The organism is Candidatus Viridilinea mediisalina, assembly GCF_002532535.1.
Classification (GTDB): domain Bacteria; phylum Chloroflexota; class Chloroflexia; order Chloroflexales; family Chloroflexaceae; genus Viridilinea; species Viridilinea mediisalina.
The window spans coordinates 40152-58494 of record NZ_NQWI01000024.1; the positions used below are offsets into that span (position 1 = coordinate 40152).

The following is an 18343-nucleotide window of genomic DNA, read 5'->3' on the forward strand; positions in this document are numbered from 1 at the left end:
GCTTCGCCTCACGCATCCTCGCAGGATGGGAAAGCAACCTTGCGCTCTTCTGAAACCATCACTAAGTATCAGGTGCAAAGCGGAGACATCCGACGATGCTATTCCAGGCCCGTAGCCGTATGAGCATCACCGACCGCTTACGCTGGTCTTACCTTGTTTCCTCAACCTTACCGCTCATGCTGGTAGGGGCTCTGCTGATTGGGACGCTCTTCCAAGTGCAGCAGCGTAATGCGTTGGCGAGTCAGCAAGCGCTGGCTGACCAGATCTCTGGCTCGATTGCCTCTTTTCTCTACGATATTGAACAGATTTTGCTGCGCGCCGGGCGTGAGTTGCAGACTGACCAATCTGCTGCTGATCTGCTTACGGCAGCGCAACGTTTAGCGGTCAGTTCACCCGATCTGCGTACCATCACGGTGCTGAATGGCGAAGGTGAACGGATTGTATGGGCCAGTAGCGACCAACTCGTCAATCAAGGCCCCCAGCCCAATAGCCTCCCTGAGGCACTGATCAGTGCGGCGCTGAATGTGGGCCAAGGCGGGCGCAGTAGTATTACGACGAGTGTGGGTGGACGCCCCATCTTCATGGTTGTCATCCCCATCCGTGATCTGCAGGGCAACCAGATTATTGGCGTCCTGGTGGCTGAAGTGAGCGCCGCTCGCATCGAGCAGATTCTACGCCTGACAGTGCAGGGCACGGGTAAGGTGGCGTTTCTGGTTGATCCCCAACAGCAGATGTTGCTCAATGATGGAACGCTGGGTTGGCAAGCACCGCGTGATCTCAGCCCGATTTTTGAGCAAGGTACAACCGTCGGGCGTTACATCGGTGGTGATGACCAACAGATGATTGGTGCCCGCTCGCCCGTTGCGCCGGTAAATGCGGCCAGTTGGTCGGTAGTGGTTGAACAGCCCACCAGCGAACTCTTTGTGGAGGTCTATCGCAGTGTCTTGTTGCTCGCTGGCCTCGTTGCCCTCGTGGGCATCTTAGCCCTCACATGGGCCTTCCACCAAGCTCGTCGCATCGTCGAGCCCATCGGTAAACTCTCGGCGGGTGCCAATGCCCTCGCTGAGGGTCAGCTTAACCATCGCATTGAGGTGGCCTCGGTGGACGAATTAGGCCATTTGGCAACGACGTTCAACGCAATGGCCGAACGGCTACAGAAGAGCCAGCGTAAGATCGAAGAGCAGAATGAACGGCTGCGGAGCGGCTTGGCTCTCGCCCGTGACATCCAGCAAGGGCTGCTGCCAGCAGTGCCGCCTTGGCGCAGTGAGTTGCTCAGTATCTACGGGCGCTCGCTGCCCGCCAGTGAGGTTGGCGGCGACTTCTATAGCTATATGGCGCTGCCCGATGGGCGCGCCGCCGTTGCCATTGGCGATATTTCGGGCAAAGGGGTGGCTGCCGCCCTGCTTATGGCGCTCACCAGTTCCACACTTGAATCGCAGGCCCACTTCCTCGATCATCCAGCGGCGATGCTCAAAGCTCTGCATGAAGCGTTGCGGCCACGGCTGCAAGCCAATCATATGAACGCGGCCATTATGGTGGCCGTCTTCAGCGCCGATGCCCGCTCGGTCACGATTGCGAATGCCGGCATGATCGCTCCGCTGCTGGCCCGCCGTGCCCCCGCTGAACCGGTAGGCTGTAGCTTCATTGAAGTGGGCGGCTTGCCCATTGGTACCCCCCTCAGCAGTTTCTACCAGGAAGTTACGATCCCCCTGGCCCCCGGCGATACGCTGATTTTGCTCAGCGATGGCATCGTTGAGGCCCATAACGATCTTGGGCAGATCTATGGCTTTGAACAGCTCGAAGCGCTGGTTGCGGCCCTCCCGCCAGACCTCGAAGTCTTTGAAATGGTTGAACAGATCATCAGGTCTGTCCTCGAATTTGCTGGCAACGCCGAACCTCACGACGACATTACGATCATTGCAACCCGCCCAGTTGCCCGTATGTCGCTCGCAGTCGGTGATGGCCCGGCTGCGGACGCGCTTGCCGAAGTGGGGTAGCAAATAACTCCATGCTATAATACCGTTTCCGATTGTAGATTGTAGATTGTAGATTGTAGATTGTAGATTGTAGATTGTAGATTGTAGATTGTAGATTGTAGATTGTAGATTGCCGAACATGGTGTCCCAATGAGTTGTAGTGTTAGTGATGATGCGGATTGTTCAATACTCTTATGATCATTCGCGTACCATTGATTGCAAGCGGGCCATTGACCGAGGCTACCTTTGTGGCTCGGCCTAATCAGTTGTTGGTTGAGGCGCGGATCAATGAGCGTTTGGTGCGGGCCCATTTGGCCGACCGGGGCAGGCTGCTTGATCTGCTGGTTCCCGGTGCGCGCCTGATCCTGGCCCCCCGCGATGAATTGGGACGGAAGACGATGTTTCAGGTGGTGGGGGTCTATAGTGGCGCTGAATTGGTTTCGCTCGATACCCAACTACCCAATCGGCTCGTCGTTGCGGCACTAACACACGGTGCTTTGCCCCAGTTTGCACGCTACCATCGGATGCAGCGTGAAGCGACGATTGGCAACCATCGCTTCGATTTCCGCTTGGGTGAAGGCTTGCATACATGCATCCTTGAGGTGAAATCGGTAGGCAAAGTGGTGGAGAGTTTGGCCTATTTCCCTGATGCGCCGAGTGAACGGGCCCGCAAGCATCTTGAACTCCTCGCCCAAATGGCGCGCAGTGGTCAACGTTGTGCGGTCGTGTTCATCATTCAGCGCCACGCGGCTCAGGCTCTCGTCCCCGATGAAGACGTTGATCCGGCCTTCGCCCGCGCCATGCGTCAAGCGCTCGCCTCTGGGGTCGAGATGTACGCCTATCTCTGCCCGCTCACGCTTGAAGGGATCACCCTTGGTGCCCCTGTGCCGATCTATACCTCACCAGCGGCGCTGCCGCAGAGCAAATGGGGGGAGTGAAGTACGGTTGAGTATTTCGTGTATTAATAACGCTAAGGGATGGTTTGTAGCTACTTTACCGTTTGCGAGGATGCGAGGATGCGAGGACGCGCAGCTCGCGCCTCTTCGCCTCACGCATCCTCGTAAAGCAACCTTTCGCGTTTCTGAAATCATCCCTAAGAAGCTGTCTGAAAAGCCAGTTGGCACACACTGGAGTGCCGGCTTTAGCCGGCTAAAGCCGGCACTCCAACACCAGTTCATAGACTTTTCAGACAGCCTCTAAGAGTTAGGTAGGAGCGGTGCAAGAGACAACCCAGAGCAAACTGGCCCATACGATCGCGTTGGCTAATCAGAAGGGCGGCGTTGGTAAGACGACTACCGCTGTGAGTGTGGCCGGTGAGTTGGCGAACCGTGGTCTGCGCGTCCTTTTGGTGGATTGCGATCCCCAAGGTAATGCGACGACGAGCTTGGGTTTGGCTAAAGATACGTTGGACAATACGACGTATGATCTGTTGATGGAGACGGCTCATGCGTCTGAGACTATTCAGATGAGTGGCCGCACCCGGCTCGATCTTGTCCCCGCTGACCAGGATTTGGCTGGGGCGGCGGTGGATCTGACCAATGCCGAACGGCGTGAACGACGCCTGTTGGATGCGCTTGCACCGCTACGGGCCTCCTATGACTATGTCCTGCTCGATTGCCCCCCCTCCCTTGGCATCCTGACGATTAATGCCCTGCGTGCCGCTGATAGTGTCATTATCCCGCTGCAGTGCGAGTATCTGGCGCTTGAAGGCTTGGCCCAACTCAAGACGACGCTCGACCGGGTGCGCGAACGGCTTAATCCAACCCTCCGGATTGCGGGTGTGGTGATGACCATGTACGATGGCCGGACCAATCTGGCGCAACAGGTAGTGCATGAGGTTCAGCGCCACTTTCCGCGCCTGATCTTCAAGACGCTCATTCCCCGTAGTGTGCGCCTTTCGGAAGCACCGAGCCATGGGCAGATGATCAATGAGTATGATCCGCAGAGTCGTGGTGCGCGCGCCTATGCCGCCTTGACCGATGAACTGCTGCAGCGCGAGGAGCGATCCCTATGAGTATGCGCCGCCGTGGGCTTGGCAGTGGCCTTGATGCGCTCATGGCCAGCGGTGATGCGCCTGAGCGTGCAGTGGTGCGCCAGCTTCCCGTTGGGGCTATCCGGGCGAATCGTAGCCAGCCACGTACCCAGTTTGATCAACAGGCGCTTGATGAGTTGGCCGCTTCGATCCGTGAACATGGCCTGATCCAGCCGATCATTGTGAGCGAAGATGCCGCCGGGGGCTATGAACTGATTGCGGGCGAACGACGCTGGCGTGCGGCCCAACTGGCCGGGCTAGAGGATGTCCCCGCCCTGGTGAAGCATACGACGCCGCAGCAATTGCTTGAGTTGGCCCTGGTTGAGAATGTGCAACGGGCCGACCTCAATGCGCTTGAAGAGGCAATGGCCTACCAGACGCTCAAGGATGAGTTTGGGCTGAGTGATGACAAGATTGCCCAACGGGTGGGTAAGAGTCGTGTGGCGGTGGTCAATACGCGCCGGCTTATTCGTTTGGCCCCCAACGCTCGCCAAGCCCTGCTCGATGGCGCGATCAGTGCGGGCCACGGGCGGGCGCTGCTGCGCTTTGAGCAGCCCGATGAGCAGCATGTCGCGCTCGAACTGCTGTTGCGCCGCGACTTCTCGGTGCGCGAGACGGAGCGTTTGGCTGAGTTGCTCCAGAGTAAGCAGCTTGCCCCTGGTGTGCGTGCTGCCCTGCTCAGTGGCAGCATTGGCCTGGCCCAAGCCCAAGCGCTGCTGCGCGTGGAGGATGGCCAGCAACAGGATGAGTTGCTTGAACGGACCCTGACCCTTGGGCTGAACCTGCGCGAAACCGAGCAATTGGCCGAGCGTGTTGTGGAGGGTGCGCCGCTTGAGGGCGCACTTGCCAATCTGCGTGAGCGTGCGCCAAACGCCGCAGCACCAGCGCCTACTGCCCGCTCCTCGCGTCCCCCCACCCCAAGCAACCGCCCTGCGCCCGACGATGAGGCAACGCAACGCATGTTTGAAGCAATGCTGGCTACCCCCGTGCAATTTACGCGCAACGAACGCGAGTTGCGTCTGACGATCACCCTCTTTAGCGACGAACAACTGCAAGAACTCTATGATCGCTTGGCGCGTGAGTAATACCATTTACGATTGTAGATTGCAGATTGCCGAACATGGCGTTCCAATGGGCTTTAGCATTCTTGATAATGCGGCATGCTCAAGGGTAATTGGTATAAGGTGGGGCTGCGCCCTTCAACCCATTTGGGTGTAACCAACATGTGTAGGTAGGGTGTGCGCGGGAACCAGGTTCCCGCGCGCTCCCCTTTCGTATCGAAGGGTTGATTTTGATCACACCCAACCTATTTTTTGTTCCGTGTGGGCGGCAAAGCCGCCCACACGGAACAAAAAGAGTTTTCTAATGGTATCGAGAAAGCTAGAAGAGAAAATTCGCAGCCTTAGCGAACGGGCTGCGCTCTCGCTGTTGGGTAAGGTGCAAGTCACTCCCGACTTTTTTACGCTCATGAGCCTCTTGCTCACCTGCATTGTGGTCTGGTTATTGGCCCAAGGGTTGCTTGGCTGGGCTGGGTTGCTCTTTCTCTTTGCTAGTGCCTTCGATATGGTTGATGGGGCTGTAGCGCGCAGCAAAGGGCTGGTGCGCCCCTTTGGGGCTTTTCTCGACTCAACGATTGATCGCTACTCTGAGATGTTGGTCTTTTTTGGCCTGCTGCTCTATACCTACCTGCATACGAGCGCCTTTAGCCCGCTCTATGCACTGCTGATCTTCATTGCCTCACATGGCTCGCTGCTGACCAGCTATATCCGTGCGCGTGCCGAAACGTTGGGTTTTGATGGGCGTGGGGGCATCATTGAACGCCCCGGGCGCGTTATCATTCTAGCGTTTGGTATGCTCTCTGGTTGGCTGACGGTCGCCCTGGTGAGCCTGGCTATCCTTACCCAAGTCGCAGCCCTGCAACGCTTTGCCTTTGTCTGGCGGCAGAGCCGCACTGACTATTTGTAGATTGCAGATTGCAGATTGTAGATTGCAGATTGCAGATTGTAGATTGTAGATTGCAGATTGTAGATTGTAGATTGTAGATTGCAGATTGCAGATTGCAGATTGTAGATTGCAGATTGTAGATTGTAGATTGTAGATTGCAGATTGTAGATTGTAGATTGCAGATTGCAGATTGCAGATTGTAGATTGCCGAACATGGCTTGGTATCTGATCACGTTCCTCCGCCCCCATGTTGCACTCCAAGCGGTACTCTATGCCCTGCTGGGGAGTATGCTCAGTAGCATGGATGGCCCGCAGGATGGCTCCGTTACATGGTTGGCTCTGCTTGCGTTGATGGCGATTGTTAGCTTTGGTTTTGTTATCAATGATTATGTTGATCTTGAATTGGATCGGCGCAATAAGCCGACCCGCTTTCTGCCAGCCAAGTTGGTGAGCCCTGGGGCGGCTCGCTCTGTGGGTATGGTGCTTGTGGCAACGGTGCTTAGTTTGGCGCTCTGGCTGCCCCTAGCGTTGCAAGTTCTCGTTGGCTTTAATCTGATGCTCACGGCAGCCTACTCGCTCTGGCTCAAGCGTACCGTCCTGCTGGGCAACCTGAGTATTGCCTACCTGAATAGTTCGATTTTGTTCTATGGAGCTCTGCTGGCCGCCGGCCCCACGCTGTTGGTCTGGTTGGTTGCCCTGAGCAGCATGCTCTACTCGCTGGCGCAAGAAGTGTTGTACACTGTGGAGGATTACGCGGGCGACCGCGATGCCGGGATTGTGACCACGGCGATCTATTTGGGCTTGCCCCATGCGCTCAGCTTGGTGCAAGGACTATTGCTGCTGGCCCTGCTCAGTACCCTGTTGCCGCTCGGCTTGCAGTTGGTCTCATTCTGGTACGCTTTGCTCTTGCTGGTCTGTGTGCTACTTCCGCTGGGCCTCTGGATTATGCCCAATCTCCGCAGTGCGGACGCAGCACGGATTACGCGGGCATGCCGGGCGGTCAAGTGGGTGCGTGTGAGTTCGTTGGTGCCTTTTGTGAGTTTGGTTTGGTTATAAGCTAAGAGGAGGCGAGGACGCGAGGAGGCGAGGACGCGAGGAGGCGAGGACGCGAGGAGGCGAGGACGCGAGGACGCGAGGAGGCGAGGAGGCGAGGACGCGAGGACGCGAGCATGCGAGGAGGCGAGGACGCGAGCATGCGAGGACGCGAGGACGCGAGGACGCGAGGACGCGAGGACGCGAGCATGCGAGGACGCGAGGACGCGAGGGCGCGCAGCTTCGCCTCACGCATCCTCGAAAGATTATAGAGCAACCCCTAAGGAGGAGTCCCCATGGCCCTTTCAATCCAAGAAGTTGCCCATGTGGCCCAATTGGCCCGGATGCGTTTGAGTGATGAAGAGTTGGAGTTGATGCAGAGCCAACTCTCTAATATCCTGGAGTATATTGAGCTGTTGCAGGAGGTTGATGTTACTGGGGTTGAAGCAACGGCCCAAGTGACCGGGTTGAGTAGTGTGCTGCGCCCCGATCTGGTGACGGGTGCGCTCAGCCGCGAGGAGGTGCTGGCGAATGCGCCCGATCAGGCTGCGGGGATGTTTCGGGTGCGGGCGGTCTTTGATGAGTAATCCCAACTACCGTTGAACGTGCCGCATGAGCAAGAACGCGAAAGCTCGTTGGGACGCCATGTTCGGCAATCTGCAATCTGCAATCTACAATCTGCATTGGGACGCCATGTTCGGCAATCTGCAATCTGCAATCTACAATCTGCAATGGTAGAAAGCGAAGCTGCAACAATTGTGAGTGGGCCTACGTCATAGCGGTAGCAAACACAACCAGCGAGGCGAAAGGACACTCCAATGTATAACGGCAACAATGGCGGCAGCGGCTACACGCGCATCGGTAGCTTCTATGTCAAATCAATCTACCTCTATATCGCGGCGATCATCGCGGTGGTGGTGGCGATCTTCTTTGTGATGCGCTTCCTCAACACCAGTCTGGTGATGCACTTCGGGGCTTATGCGGGGGCATTGCTGCTGATCGGCAATTTGCGCGAACTGATCGGGCAGTCCTATGGCGAGCGTGGCAGCATTGCGCTGCTCAATGTGATGGTTGGTGGCGGTCTGATCTTCGCGTGGCTGGCCCAGTTCTTTGGGGCACTCTTCTGGCTCCCGGCGCTCATCCTGGTTGCCATTGCTACGCCGCTGATCTTTGGGCGTGGCAGCGTCTACCGTGGCTACATCACGGCGGCCCGTGGCGCGGTTGATTCGGTGCGGCGCACGGTGGGGCGTTAAGAGGCTGTCTGAAAAGTCTATGAACTGGCGTTGGAGTGCCGGCTTCAGCCGGCTAAAGCCGGCACTCCAGCACGTACCCACTAGCTTTTCAGACAACTTCTAAGGGCATGGCATGGGAACGCTTTTTCTGGTCGCAACCCCGATTGGAAACCTGGAGGATCTCACGCTGCGCGCACTGCGCGTGCTGCGTGAGGCGCGGCTGATTGCGGCTGAGGATACGCGCCATACGCGGATTTTGTTGCAGCGTTATGAGATTACGACGCCCTGTATCGCGTACCACGAGCATAATAAGCTGACGCGCCAGGCTGATATTCTGGCCGCGCTGGCCCTCGGTGATGTAGCACTGGTCTCTGATGCGGGCACCCCAGCTTTGGCCGATCCTGGCTTTGAGTTGGTGCGTGCCTGTATCGAGGCCGGTTTTGCGGTGAGCCCTATTCCGGGGCCGAGTGCCCTGCTGGCGGCACTGGTTGCCTCGGGGTTGCCGAGTGATCGCTTTGTCTATGTGGGCTTTTTGCCGCGCCAAGCGAGCGAGCGCCGCGCGCTCGTGAGCGCCATGGCCGACTTTACGATGACGATGGTCTGCTTCGAGACGCCCCATCGCCTGCGTGAGAGCCTTGTGGATCTTTTGACGATCCTCGGTGACCGCCGTGTGGTTGTGGCGAGTGAGTTAACCAAACGCTTTGAGGAGTTGCGGCGCGGTAGTTTGAGTGAACTGGTGGCCCACTTTGAGCAGCACAATCCCCGGGGTGAGTATACCCTAGTACTTGAGGGCCGTCAGGTGGGCCAGCGTAAACGTGACCGCACCAAGCTTCAGGCGACACCTGCCGATAGCGTTGCGCCCAGTGAGGCTGAGATTCTCCAACGCCTGAGCGTACTGCGCGACCAAGGGCAGTCTGGTAGCGCAGCGGCGCGGATGGTGGCGCGTGAACTCGGCTTGCAGAAGAGTCAGGTCTATGCCCTGTGGTTGCAGCAGGATGCAGAAATGAGAAAATAGAAATGAGAAAATAGAAAATAGTTTGGAGGTTAGACCTGCTGTCTATTTTCTATTTTCTCGTTTCTGTATTCTTTCCTAGTACAAGGAGCATCAGAGTGTCGTTGCTTGAACTCCCGCTGGAGCTACCGCAACTGGGGCAGTTGGTGTATCTGCGGGCGCGGACGTGGCTTGTCGATCAGGTGGTGCCGCCGGCACTGCCTGGTCAGACCTGTCGCGTGCGCTTGGCCTGCGCCGATGATGATGCCCAGGGTTTGACGCTTGAGGTCTTGTGGGATTGTGAGCTGGATCGCCAGATTCTGCGCGCTGAGGGGTGGCACGACCTGGCGCAACGTGGTTTTGATCCGCCGTTGCGTTTTGCGGCGTTTCTGCATACGCTGCGCTGGAGTTGTGTGACGGCAACCGATCCGACGCTCTTTCAGGCGCCTTTTCGGGCGGGAATTCGTATTGATGCCTATCAGATGGAGCCGCTGCGTAAGGCGTTGCGGCTGCCACGGGTGAATCTCTTTATCGCCGATGATACCGGCCTGGGCAAGACGATTGAGGCGGGCTTGATTGTGCGTGAGTTGCTGCTGCGTAAGAAGGTGCGTACGGTGGTGGTGGCGGCGCCGCCCTCGGTGTTGGAGCAGTGGCAGGCGGAGTTGGAGGAGCGTTTTGGCCTCATCTTTGTGCTGCTCGACCGCGCCTATCTGGCGCGCATGCGCCGCGAGCGTGGCTTTGGCGTGAATCCGTGGCGTACCCATAGCCGCTTTCTCGTGTCGCACCATTTGTTGGCCGATCCCACCTACGCGGACCCGCTGCGTGAGTGGCTGGGCAGTCTGCTGCCGGGCAGTCTGCTGGTGCTCGATGAGGCGCACCATGCGGCACCCGCTTCCGGTGGGCGCTATGGGATTGAGTCGGGTTTTACCAAGGCGGTGCGCGATCTGGCTGGGCGCTTTGAGCATCGCCTCTTTCTCTCGGCGACGCCGCACAATGGCCATTCCAATAGCTTTGCGACGCTGCTGGAGTTGCTCGATCCGCTGCGCTTTACCCGCGGGGTGAAGGTGAGTGGCAAGCATGCCCTGGATGAGGTGATGGTGCGGCGGCTCAAGGAGGATATTCGGGCGGTGCAGGGCGGTTTTCCGCTTCGGCGTGTTGAACGGATTGTGCTGGATAATCTGCCCGCCAATGCGCCGGAGTTGCGCCTGTCGCAGTTGCTCGATGCCTACCGTACGCTGCGCGAGCAGCGTTTTGCCCTGGCACCGCGCCGCGCGCAGGTGGCCGCCAGTCTGCTGACGGTGGGCTTGCAGCAGCGGCTACTCTCTTCGCTTGAGGCGTTTGCGCGGAGCCTCAAGGTGCATCGGGCGACGGTCGAACGCGAGTGGGCCGCGCAAGAGCGCAAAGAGGCGCAAGAGAGCGGCGTTGCCTTCGCCCCGATCCCACAACGTGGGAGAGGCGGTGCCATGCCCTTCGACAAGCTCAGGGGCCGCTTGTCGAAGGGGGTAGGGGGTGAGGGCCATCCCGGGCTGCCCACGAGCCTCTCTGCAAGCGAGGAGCCGGGGGGTGAGGGCCAACTCTTCACCCAGCCGCCCGATGCCGATGATGAGCGTAGTCAGTGGAGTGCGGCTGAGGATGAGGCGGCGGAGGCGGCGGAGATTGCCGAGGTGACGGCGACGAGTGAGGCGGCGCTGCCCCGTTCGCTACAGGATGCCGCGTTGCTCCAGCAGGAGCGGCAGTTGCTGGATGAGATGGCCCAGCTTGCTGAACAGTATCGTACGCTGCCTGATGCGAAGACGACCTATTTGATCGATTGGATTCGTGCGAACCTTTGCCCCGACCTGCCCCCCTTTGGTATGCCGGTGAGTGGCCCCGCGCCGCGCTGGAATGAGCGCCGTGTCCTGATCTTCACCGAGAATCGTGAGGGGACGAAGCGTTTTCTTTTCAATCTGCTCTCGCAGGCGATTGAGGGGAGTGAGCGGGCGGCGGAGCGCATTGAGGTGATTGATGGTTTGACCAGTAGTACGCGCCGTCAGGAGATTCAGCGCCGCTTCAATAGCCCTCCCGCCCTCGATCCGCTCCGTATTCTGTTGGCGACCGACGCCGCCCGCGAGGGGCTCAATTTTCAGGCCCATTGTGCCGATCTCTTCCACTTCGATCTGCCCTGGAATCCGGGGCGCATTGAGCAGCGTAATGGGCGGATTGACCGTAAGCTTCAGCCGGAACCTGAGGTGCGCTGCCACTATTTTGTGCTGCCGCAGCGCGCCGAGGATCGGGTGCTGGAGGTGTTGGTCCGCAAGACGGAGACGATTAAGCGTGAGTTGGGCAGCCTCGCGCAGGTGATTGATGATGATGTTGAACGACGGCTCCGTCAGGGCATTCGCCATCGTGAGGTGGCGACGCTGCTGGATGAGTTGGCGCAGGTCAGTCTGGGGCCGCAACAGATGCAGCGGGTTGCTGATGAATTGGAGGCGGCGCGCGAACGCGAGCAGGATCTGCTTGCACAGGTGAGCCGTTGCCAGTCGCTCTTGGCCAAGTCGCAGGCGTGGACCGGCTTTGATGAGCTGGCGTTTCGCCAGACGCTCTCGTCGGCACTTGAGTTGCTCGGTGCTCCGCCGCTTCAGCCAACACAGGCGGTGCATGGTCAACCAGCGTGGCAGATGCCGGCGCTGCACGAACGGGCCGCCGCCGATCCGAGTTGGCATGCGACGCTCGATACGCTGCGGGTGCCGCGCACGGCCAAGCAGAGTGTGACCGAGTGGCGGCGTGAAGCGCCGCTCCGTCCGGTGGTCTTTGCCGATGCCGGGCTGCTCAGCGATGCGACGGTGCATCTCCATCTGGAGCATCGGGTGGTGCAGCGCCTCTTGGCCCGTTTTCGCGCCCAGGGCTTTAGTGAGGAGCTATCGCGGGCCTGCCTCTTGCTCGCGAGTGACACGATTCCACGGGTGCTGCTGCTGGGCCGTTTGGCGCTCTACGGCCAAGGGGCGGAGCGGCTGCACGAGGAGTTGGTGATGGTGACGGCGCGTTGGATTGATCCGACGCAGCGCAGGGGGCCGTTGAGCGCCTATGGACGTGATGGCGAGGAGCGTACCTTGGCGGTACTAGATGCTGCGCTGCAACAGGTGGCGCAGCAGCAGCCGAGCCCGGTGACGCAGCAGCGCCTCTTGGCTAGTGCCGCCCGTGATGTCGCCGATCTGCTGCCGCTCTTGCTGCCCCGTGCGACCCAGGCTGCCGCTGCGGCGGTCGAGAAGTTGCGGCAACGCGGCGAGCAGGAGGCGCACGATCTCCAGCGCACCATTGAACAACAGGCGCGCCGCGTGCGTACGCAGCTTGAACGTAGCCAGACGGAGTATCAGCAGCTTACGCTCGCCTTCGACAAAGAGGAGAAGCGCCAGTTTGAGCTGGATCAGCGGGCGTGGGCGCAGCGCCTCGCCTCGTTTGAACAGGACCTAGCGCACGAGCCGCAGCGCGTGCGCGCCTTCTATGAGGTGCGGGCGCAGCGCATCGAGCCGGTTGGCTTGGTCTATTTGTGGCCGGAGACGAATTGAGGGGGGGGGAAAGGAATGGTGTCATGAGTAGTATCTCAATCGAACTATCTACCGAGCAGCTTCTACAGGCGGTCGAACGCTTGTCTGCCCAAGAACTGGCTGCTTTTGCTGCGCGCGTCAATGCGCTACACGAACAACGTGTTACACGACGCTTAGATCAAACTGAGACGAATCTGCTGCTTCGGATCAACCGCCCATCTCTTACACCAGAAGAGCAGTCCCGTTTTGATCATTTGGTGGCTAGACGCCAGAACGAGACTATTAGTGTTGATGAATTGCAAGAACTTATTGCACTTACCAATAAGGCAGAAGCTTCTGATGTGGTGCGCCTACAAGCGATCCAGAGCCTAGCCCAGTTGCGTAGTACGAGCGTTCAGGCGCTGATGGCTACGCTGGGGATCAAAGCGCCTCGTTATGGTTAAATCCCCTCGTATTAGTGAAATCGTTCGCAGGCAGGTGGCAGCACGCGCTGGTGAGCGTTGTGAATATTGCCTGAGTCCGGCGCACTATGCCACGCAACGCTTTTCTATTGAACATATCATTCCACGCGCAAAAGGAGGAACACAGAGCCTAGACAATCTTGCTCTGGCATGTCAGGGCTGCAATAACTATAAGTACGACCGTGTGGAAGCAGTTGATGCCCTCAGTGGTGAACTGGTTCCTCTCTACAATCCGCGCCGTGATCATTGGCATGAGCATTTTGCTTGGAGTGCTGATGGACTCTTGATCATTGGCCTTACGCCAACTGGTCGTGTAACGGTAGATACGCTTGACCTCAATCGCTCCGGTGTGGTCAATCTGCGTACCCTGATCAACGCGTTCTATGCCCATCCTCCCAACATGGATGAGTAGTTTCAGAACGAAATAGCTATACTTTCACCTCTCTCTGCGCTCTTTTGCGACACTAGCCTAGCGGATCTTCCCTATGCTCAACTCTGCGCTTGCTGCTCACCTGGAATGGCTCGGTTTTCTCCGCCCGACGGGGTTGGTCGTTTCGGCGCCGGCTCTGGTGCGCGCCGGGGCGCTCTTGCCGCAGCATGATATTGCTGGTCAGCGGCTCTTGTTGGCCTGCTGTGATCCCGCTGCGCCGGAGGGGCAGCCGCGCCTTGCCGATTTCTTTCAGTTTGCCCGTGAGGTGCTGGGCTGGAGTTTTGTCGCCCAGGGTTATGCTGGCAGCGCTGTCGCTGATGCCCCGCTGCCGCCGGAGCTGCAGGTGACGCTGCTGGAGTATGGTGAGACGCTCGCTCCCGATCTGGCGGTGCGCGAGCGCGATCCTGCGCCTGGTGCCCCGCCATGGCAGTTGTTGGTGCTGCTCTTGCCGCCTGGTCAGGATTTGGATCAGGTGGCGGCTGGCGCTGGTCAGTTGCCCGCTTCGCCCCACGGGCGTATGGAGCGGCTGCTGCGTCAGACCGGCGTGGGCGCTGGGTTGCTCTGCAATGGTACGACGCTGCGCCTCGTCTCGGCGCCGCGTGGCGAGAGTTCCGGCTGGCTCGATTTTCGTCTGGCGGAGATGGTGCAGACCGCCGGTAGGCCGCTGGTGGCGGCGCTGCGTCTGCTGCTCAGTGAGCAGCGGCTGCTGGCGCTGCCGCGTGCCGAACGGCTGGCGGCGCTGCTTGAGGAGAGCCGGAAGTTTCAGAATGAGGTGAGTGAGCGCCTCGCCGAGCAGGTGCTGCACGCCCTCTATGCGCTGGTGCGTGGCTTCCAGACGGCCCACGCCGAATCGAATGGTACGCTGCTGCGTGAGGTGCTGCGCGATGATCCCGATCTCGTCTATCGCGGGCTGCTGACGGTGGTGCTGCGTCTCGTCTTTCTGCGCTATGCCGAGGAGCGCGATCTGCTGCCCGCTGATGAGACCTTTCTGCGGAGCTATGGCCTGGCCGCGCTCTATGAGCGGCTGCGTGAGGATGCCGCGCTCTATCCCGATACGATGGATCAGCGTTTTGGCGCGTGGGCCCAGGTGGTGATGCTCTTTCGGATGATCTACGATGGCGTTGAGGCGGGCGATTTGCGCCTGCCACGCCGCCACGGTGTCCTCTTCGATCCCGACCGCTTCCCCTTTTTGGAGGGGCGCACGAGTAGTCTGCCGCGTCAGCAGCAGCAGCGCCTCGTGCCGCCACGCGTGCCCGATGGGGTGGTGCTGCTGGCGCTCGAGAAGTTGCTGCTCCTCGATGGCGAGCGTATCTCCTACCGGGCGCTCGATGTCGAACAGCTTGGCTCGGTCTATGAGACGATGATGGGCTTTCGCCTCGAGACGGCGCGTGGGCAGTCGCTGGCCATCCGCGCCGCGAAGCGCAGCGGCGCGCCGACGACGATCAATCTGGAGGAGTTGCTCCAGACGCCGCCCGCCCAGCGCCTCCGTTGGCTCCAGAGCGCGACGGAGCGCAAGGTGGCTGAGGGGGTGGCGAAGAGCGTGCAGGCGGCGCAGACGATTGCCGATCTGCATGCGGCGCTGCTGCCGCTAGTTGATCAGGCGGCCACCCCCGATCTCGTACCGCCCGGTGGCCTGGTGCTTCAGCCGAGCGCCGAGCGGCGGCGCTCCGGTTCGCACTATACGCCGCGTGCGCTGACCGAGCCGATTGTCCGCACGACGCTTGCGCCGCTGCTCGAACGGCTCCACACGGCTGATGGCCGCCCGCCGCGCCCGGCGCAGATCCTCGAACTCAAGCTCTGCGACCCGGCGATGGGTTCGGGCGCCTTTCTCGTCGAGGCGTGCCGCCAGTTGGCCGAGGCGCTGCTCGCGGCCTGGCATGCCCACGCCGCCCGCCCGCCGCTGGCCGCCCACGACGATGAACTGCTCCTGGCGCGGCGGCTGGTGGCGCAGCGCTGCCTCTACGGCGTTGACAAGAATCCCGTTGCGGTAGACTTGGCCAAGGTCTCGCTCTGGCTGGTGACGCTCGCCAAAGAGGAGCCCTTCACCTTTGTGGACCACGCGCTGCGCCACGGCGATTCGCTCGTCGGCTTGCAGCAGGCGCAGATCGAGCGCTTCCATTGGCAGACGGGCGGCGCGGCGCTGCAAGACGACTTCTACACCAGCACGATCCGCAGCCAGGTGCAGCAGGCGGCAGAGCTACGCAGCCAGATCCGCCACGCCACCGCAGCGCAGAGCGACGTGGCGCTGCATACGCTCTGGGGCGCGGCGCAAGACGCCCTGAGCCGCGTGCGGCTCTATGGCGACCTAGTGCTGGCCGCCTTCTTCGCGGGCAGCAAGCCCAAAGAGCGCGAAGCGCAGCGCCTCGCCTACGCCGAGGATGTGCGCGCCGAACGGAGCGCAGCGCACCAGGCCCGCCTTGAGGAGTGGCGCCACGCCGACCTGCCGCTCGTCCCCTTCCACTGGGAGATTGAGTTCCCCGAGGTCTTTCAGCGCGCCAACGCGGGCTTTGATGCTGTGATGGGCAATCCGCCGTTTGCGGGCAGTGTTGCGATTGTAGAAGCCAATCTGAATGGATACACCGAATGGCTGCGAGAAATTCACCCTGAAAGCGGTGGCAAATGTGATCTGGTGGCCCACTTCTTCCGGCGCGGCTTCAACCTGATTCGTCAGGAGGGCGCGTTGGGGCTGATTGCGACCAATACGATTGCCCAGGGCGATACACGCAACAGCGGTCTGCGCTGGATCTGCGAGCATGGCGGCACAATCTACCGAGCTGATCGCCGACTCAAATGGCCTGGCATGGCAGCAGTGATTGTGAGTGTTATCCATATTGCCAAGGGCGCTGCTCTCATGCCGCCAATGCTTGATCATCGGCAGGTTGAGCGGATTACGGCATTTCTTTTTCATACCGGGGAGCATAGTGATCCTAAACCGCTACAGGCAAATCGCCTCAAGAGTTTCAATGGCACAAAGGTGGATGGCGTTGGCTTTCTCTTCAACGATACCGATAGAGCAGAGGTCTCTACGCCAATTGCAGAGATGCATCGGTTGATTGCAGAGAATCCCGACAATAGCAAGGTCATCTTTCCGTACATCGGGGGTGAAGAGATTAACACGAGTCCTAGCCACAGCCATCACCGCTATGTGATCAACTTTGGTGAGCGTAGTGAAGAGGAGTGCCGTACCAATTGGCCCGATTTGATGAAGATTGTAGATACAAAGGTAAAATCTCTGCGTCTGGCATCAGCAGCTTCGAGTAAGTCTAATTATAGTAGTGCTGCACAGATCTATTGGCGTTTTGCAAGACATTCAAAAGATTTATATGCAGCTATTGAAGGGATGCATCGGGTTTTAGCATGTTCTCGTGTTAGCCAACATATCTCCTTTGTTTTCTTGAGCACAGGATTAGTTTATTCTGATGCTACAGTCATCTTCCCCCTCACCACCTACGCCGCCTTCTGCGCCCTCCAGTCGCACACCCACGAAATCTGGGCACGCTTCTTCGCCTCATCGCTCGGCGACGGACTGCGCTACACCCCCTCCGACTGCTTCGAGACCTTCCCCTTCCCGCAGGGCTGGGAGGCGCATGCGGGGTTAGAGGCGGCGGGCCAGGCCTACTACGAATATCGGGCGGCGCTGATGGTCGAGCGCAACGAAGGGCTAACCAAAACCTACAACCGCTTCCACGACCCGTATGAGCAGGAGGGAGCAATTGTGCGGCTACGCGAACTCCACAGCGCGATGGATCGGGCGGTGCTGGCGGCCTATGGCTGGGACGATCTCGCAACGGAGTGCGAATTTCTGTTGGACTACGCGATTGACGAAGAGAGTTGGGGCAGCAAAAAGAAGCCCTACCGCTACCGTTGGCCCGACGCGGTACGCGACGAAGTCTTGGCGCGGCTACTGGAGTTGAACGCAGTGCGAGCGGCGCAGGAGGCGCTGGCGGGGATGGGGAAGCGCAAAGGGAAGGGGCGGAGCAAAGAGGGCATGCGCGACATGTTTGAGGGCTAGGGGCAATACCTTGCACATAAGCTCGCGCAAAGGCGCAAAGGCGCAAAGTGTAGTGCCGACGTTAGTCGGCTGAGGTCTTTGGCAGCGATGGGAAGCCGACTAAGGGAAGCGGATGTTGTTCATTGCCCCATTGTTTTGTCATCCTGAGAGACCGTAGGTAGTGCCGACTTATGGTGTTCCAGTAAATAATCCGCTAACCAGACCTCGCAGATCTGGCATATCTATCAGGTCTAGCCCGTGCCGCGACACCGGATTAATTTCTGGAAGACCATTAGTCGGCTTAGGTCTTTGGCAGCGATGGGAAGCCGACTAAAGTCGGCACTACGATGCCCGCCCATGGACTATTCAGCATGAGAGGCTGCTGGGATACGTAACAATTTCTGCTTCGCTTACGCATGCTCCTGAAGCCATGCCTGCAGATCTGCGCTGGTCGTAAAGTCAAGCAGGGCTTCACTCAGGCTGAGGAGGAGCGATGGCGAGAGTGCTACAACCTGCGCTTCAAGCGCATCACTCAACGGGCCAACCTTGCGCTTGAGGAGGCGTAGCACTAACTGCTGCTGACCCTCGGCGTGGCCCTTGGCGTGGCCCTTGGCGTGACCATCAGCGTGGCCATCAGCGTGGCCCCGGAGGTAGCCTTCCTTCTCAAGACCAATCATCGGTAAGCTCATGGTGTTCTCCTCCTGTTCAATCTGTCGCATTGTAGCATGGG

17 protein-coding genes are annotated in these 18343 nt (G+C 59.4%); 14 read left to right on the top strand and 3 right to left on the bottom strand.

The genetic code is table 11. From position 1 onward, the window contains the following. Positions 1-95 precede the first annotated feature (95 nt). On the top strand, positions 96-1997 hold the full coding sequence (locus tag CJ255_RS07600) for a SpoIIE family protein phosphatase (RefSeq protein WP_097643487.1): 1902 nt from the start codon (positions 96-98) through the stop codon (positions 1995-1997). A gap of 14 nt (positions 1998-2011) precedes the next feature. Here CJ255_RS07600 and CJ255_RS23425 read toward each other — a convergent pair whose 3' ends face one another. Further along, on the bottom strand, positions 2012-2287 hold the full coding sequence (locus CJ255_RS23425) for a hypothetical protein (RefSeq protein WP_165774604.1): 276 nt from the start codon (positions 2285-2287) through the stop codon (positions 2012-2014). Here CJ255_RS23425 and sfsA point away from each other — a divergent pair. From sfsA to CJ255_RS07620, 4 genes are all read left to right on the top strand, one after another. Then, positions 2171-2914 carry a DNA/RNA nuclease SfsA gene (gene sfsA, locus CJ255_RS07605; RefSeq protein ID WP_097643488.1) on the top strand — a complete coding sequence of 248 codons (744 nt, stop codon included), beginning with the start codon at positions 2171-2173 and terminating at the stop codon, positions 2912-2914. The two genes, CJ255_RS23425 and sfsA, sit on opposite strands and share 117 nt — an antisense overlap. A 278-nt stretch (positions 2915-3192) precedes the next feature. Continuing rightward, positions 3193-3990, top strand: coding sequence for a ParA family protein (locus CJ255_RS07610; protein ID WP_320410731.1), 798 nt, complete (start codon positions 3193-3195; stop codon positions 3988-3990). Then, on the top strand, positions 3987-5093 hold the full coding sequence (locus CJ255_RS07615) for a ParB/RepB/Spo0J family partition protein (RefSeq protein ID WP_245863245.1): 1107 nt from the start codon (positions 3987-3989) through the stop codon (positions 5091-5093). The genes CJ255_RS07610 and CJ255_RS07615 overlap by 4 nt, the downstream gene beginning before the upstream one ends. Positions 5094-5373: 280 nt before the next feature. Further along, complete coding sequence (locus tag CJ255_RS07620; protein ID WP_097643489.1) at positions 5374-5973, top strand: CDP-alcohol phosphatidyltransferase family protein; 600 nt, start codon at positions 5374-5376, stop codon at positions 5971-5973. Here CJ255_RS07620 and CJ255_RS23430 read toward each other — a convergent pair. Then, positions 5964-6167 (bottom strand): hypothetical protein, encoded by a 204-nt coding sequence (locus CJ255_RS23430; protein WP_217352423.1) that lies wholly within the window; start codon positions 6165-6167, stop codon positions 5964-5966. The genes CJ255_RS07620 and CJ255_RS23430 overlap by 10 nt on opposite strands. Here CJ255_RS23430 and CJ255_RS07625 point away from each other — a divergent pair. The 9 genes from CJ255_RS07625 (at position 6166) to CJ255_RS07670 (ending at position 17634) form a co-directional block, all read left to right on the top strand. Next, complete coding sequence (locus tag CJ255_RS07625; protein WP_097643490.1) at positions 6166-7008, top strand: UbiA family prenyltransferase; 843 nt, start codon at positions 6166-6168, stop codon at positions 7006-7008. The genes CJ255_RS23430 and CJ255_RS07625 overlap by 2 nt on opposite strands. Before the next feature lie 272 nt (positions 7009-7280). After that, on the top strand, positions 7281-7571 hold the full coding sequence (gatC, locus tag CJ255_RS07635; RefSeq protein WP_097643492.1) for an Asp-tRNA(Asn)/Glu-tRNA(Gln) amidotransferase subunit GatC: 291 nt from the start codon (positions 7281-7283) through the stop codon (positions 7569-7571). Positions 7572-7596: 25 nt separating this feature from the next. Beyond that, positions 7597-7722, top strand: a complete 126-nt coding sequence (locus CJ255_RS24640; RefSeq protein ID WP_281257194.1) for a hypothetical protein — start codon at positions 7597-7599, stop codon at positions 7720-7722. 80 nt (positions 7723-7802) lie between these two features. Further along, positions 7803-8237, top strand: a complete 435-nt coding sequence (locus tag CJ255_RS07640; RefSeq protein ID WP_097643493.1) for a hypothetical protein — start codon at positions 7803-7805, stop codon at positions 8235-8237. A 112-nt stretch (positions 8238-8349) separates the two neighbouring features. Beyond that, entirely contained in the window at positions 8350-9231 is an 882-nt protein-coding gene (gene rsmI, locus CJ255_RS07645) for a 16S rRNA (cytidine(1402)-2'-O)-methyltransferase (protein WP_097643494.1), read from the top strand. A gap of 95 nt (positions 9232-9326) precedes the next feature. Further along, positions 9327-12752, top strand: a complete 3426-nt coding sequence (locus CJ255_RS24390; RefSeq protein ID WP_245863247.1) for a DISARM system SNF2-like helicase DrmD — start codon at positions 9327-9329, stop codon at positions 12750-12752. 23 nt (positions 12753-12775) lie between these two features. Beyond that, positions 12776-13174, top strand: coding sequence for a hypothetical protein (locus CJ255_RS07660; RefSeq protein WP_097643495.1), 399 nt, complete (start codon positions 12776-12778; stop codon positions 13172-13174). Further along, positions 13167-13604 (top strand): HNH endonuclease, encoded by a 438-nt coding sequence (locus tag CJ255_RS07665; protein ID WP_097643496.1) that lies wholly within the window; start codon positions 13167-13169, stop codon positions 13602-13604. Before CJ255_RS07660 ends, CJ255_RS07665 begins: the two co-directional genes overlap by 8 nt. A 73-nt stretch (positions 13605-13677) precedes the next feature. Continuing rightward, a complete protein-coding gene (locus CJ255_RS07670) occupies positions 13678-17634 on the top strand; it encodes an Eco57I restriction-modification methylase domain-containing protein (protein ID WP_097643497.1) in 3957 nt (1318 codons plus the stop codon). 389 nt (positions 17635-18023) lie between these two features. Here CJ255_RS07670 and CJ255_RS07675 read toward each other — a convergent pair. Further along, positions 18024-18343: DUF4351 domain-containing protein (locus tag CJ255_RS07675; RefSeq protein ID WP_124681855.1), on the bottom strand; the 320-nt coding region annotated here is incomplete at its 5' end.